2 protein-coding genes are annotated in these 2544 nt (G+C 73.1%); both read right to left on the bottom strand.

Translation table 11 applies throughout. The annotated features are described in order from the left end of the window. The coding region (locus tag ACSAMQ_RS20385; protein WP_435397406.1) for an AAA family ATPase at window positions 1-629 on the bottom strand (629 nt) is incomplete at its 3' end. Further along, window positions 626-2544, bottom strand: a 1919-nt coding sequence (locus tag ACSAMQ_RS20380) for a 3'-5' exonuclease (protein WP_435397405.1), incomplete at its 5' end; no start/stop codon positions are given. The genes ACSAMQ_RS20385 and ACSAMQ_RS20380, both read right to left, overlap by 4 nt.

The raw sequence follows: 2544 nt of genomic DNA, 5'->3' as shown, positions 1-2544 counted from the left end.
CCGGTCGGCGCCGCCAGCGCGATTCGCGGCGGCGGCGCGCCGTCGAGCCGCGCCTGCGCGATCAGCAACAGCAGCAGGCGTGCGATGGTCGTGGTCTTGCCGGTGCCGGGGCCGCCGGTGGCGAGCAGCAGCGATTGCAGCAAGGCCACCGCGGCCGCGCGCGCCTGGCGGTCGTCGTCGCGCGCCTGCGGAAACAGTGCGGCGAACAACGGCGTCAGCGCGGCCAGATCGGGTGCCGGCGGCGCCGATCCGGCGATCCGGCGCAGGCCGGCGGCAAGCCGGCGTTCGTATTCGCGATAACGCCGCAGGTACAGCAGGCCGCGTTCCAGCACCAGGGGCGCATCGCGATGCGCCGGCGCGCCGTCGGCCGGCGTGGCGATCCAGCGCGAATCGCGCAACGACGCCAACCATTCCTCGGCCGGCGGCCAGTCGATCGCCGCATCGCTCAACAGCCACGGCCGCGACGGATCGAAGGCGGCATGACCGTGGGCGATCGCCTGCGAGGCCAACGCGGCCGCGGCCAGCACCGTATCGGGCGTGTCCCGGTCGAGCCGGCGCAACGCCTGCGCCAGCGCGTGGTCGATCGTGCGCAGGGCGCCTTCGCGGTACAGCGTGTCGAGCAGGCTCATGCCGCGCCTCCGCGCCCGGCGAACAAGGCATCGACCGCATCGACCAGGGCGCGCGACGGCTGGTGCGCGTACACCCCGGCGGCCGGATCTTCAGGATCGAGGCCGCGGCAGAACAGATAGCGCACGCCGCCGAAATCGCGCGCGTAGTCGTAGCCCTCGCCGAGGCGGAAGCGCAGCCAGCGGTGCAAGGCGATGGTGTAGATCAGCGATTGCAGGGTGTACTCGCTTTCGTCCATGGCGCGCTCGACGTGCGCGGCGTCGTAGGCCGGCAGCCGGTTGGTCTTGTAGTCGAGCACGTAATAGCGGCCGTCGTGGACGTAAACCAGGTCGATCTTGCCGGTCATCAGGCCCTCGAGCCGGCGCCGCAATCCGAAGGCATGACGTTCGCGCAACCAGCCGTGCGCATGCATCGCCTCGAGCAGGGCGTCGGTCGGCGCCGATTCGAGCGCGAAATGGAACTCCATTTCGGCACGTCGCTCGCGCTCGGGCACCTCGCACAGGCGCGCGCCCTCGGGCAGCGCCGCGGTCAGGGTCCGGCCGACCAGCGAAGCCAGCACCGGCAACCCTTCGTCGAGGTCGGCCTCGGTATAGCCCTCGGCGCGCAGGGCCGAGGCCAGCACCTCGCCCTCGCCCGGCGGCTCGGCCTGGTCCGGCGTCCATCCGCGCCAGGCGCCGAAGTCGACCCGTTCGAGCGCGTCGTGGACGACATTGCCGAAGCGGCTGCCGGAGAAGCGCGCATCGGCCGGAGTCAGCAGGGCCGGCGTGGTCTCCGGTTCGTCCTCGGCGCCGCGTTCGTCCATGGCCACCAGCGGCGCATCGCCGCCGCTGTCCTCGTTGGTGAGCTGGGTGAAGCTGTACACCCACCAGTCGCGCGCCGGATTGCGGCGGGCGACCCGCGCCGGCGGCACTGCACCGGTCGCGGCCGTCAGCAGCGGCGCCGGCGCGGCTTCGAGCGCGCCGTCGTCGACGACGATGGCGTCGGCCTGGCCGGCGGCCAGCGCCTCCGGGTCGGCGACCATCGCCCGCAACGGCGAGGCCGCAGCCAGGTACAAGGGCCCGCTCGCCAGCCACAGCGCATGGCGCGCGCGGGTCAGGCCGACATACAGCAGGCGCGCGTCTTCCGATCGCGCTTCGAGCGCGGCGCGTTCGAGCGCGCTGTCCCAGTCGGGCGCGTGCGGGTCGACCACTTCGGTCTGCAACTGCAGCACGCGGCCGAGTTCCGGGTCGGGGTATTCGCACAAGCGCCCACCGCGGGGCTCGCGGCCGATCGCGATGAACGGCAGGAACACCAGGCCGAACTCCAGGCCCTTGCTCTTGTGCAGGGTCAGGATCTGCACCCGGCGCGCGTCCGATTCCAGGCGCAGCTGCTGTTTCTCGTCGCTGTCGTCGGCCTCGGCGATGCGCAGGCGCAGCCAGTCGCGCAGGCCGTGCAGGCCGAGCGAGCGGGTATCGGCTTCCTGCAGGGTTTCGCCGAGCTGCATCAGGTTGGTCAGGCGGCGCTCGCCGTCGGCCAGGGTCAGCAGGCGCGGCGCCTGTTCGGCGCACAGGTCGGCGATCAAGGCCAGGGGCCCGTGCCGCTGCCAGCGCTCGCGCCAGCCCAGCGCACGCAACTGCCAGTCGCGCTGCCAGGGCTCGTCCTCGGACAGCCGCGCGATCGCGCTGGCGTCGAGGCCGATCAGCGCGGTCGCGAGCGCGGCGCGCAGGCGGCCGCCGTCGCCGGGGTGCAGCAAGGCATCGAACAGGCTCAACACGTCCAGCGCCTGTTCGGTCGCGAACAGGCTGCGCCGCCCCGCCGCGACCGCCGGAATGCCGGCGGCGATCAAGGCCTGCTGGATCCGCGCGGCTTCGTCGTGGCTGCGCACCAGCACGGCGATGTCGGCCGGCTGCACCGGCCGCCCGGCGATGCTGGCGCGGC

The sequence above is a fragment of the Lysobacter sp. 1R34A genome (genome assembly GCF_051217035.1).
Classification (GTDB): domain Bacteria; phylum Pseudomonadota; class Gammaproteobacteria; order Xanthomonadales; family Xanthomonadaceae; genus Lysobacter.
The sequence above is the reverse complement of the archived record's forward strand: the minus strand, read 5'-3'. Positions and strand labels throughout refer to the sequence as shown.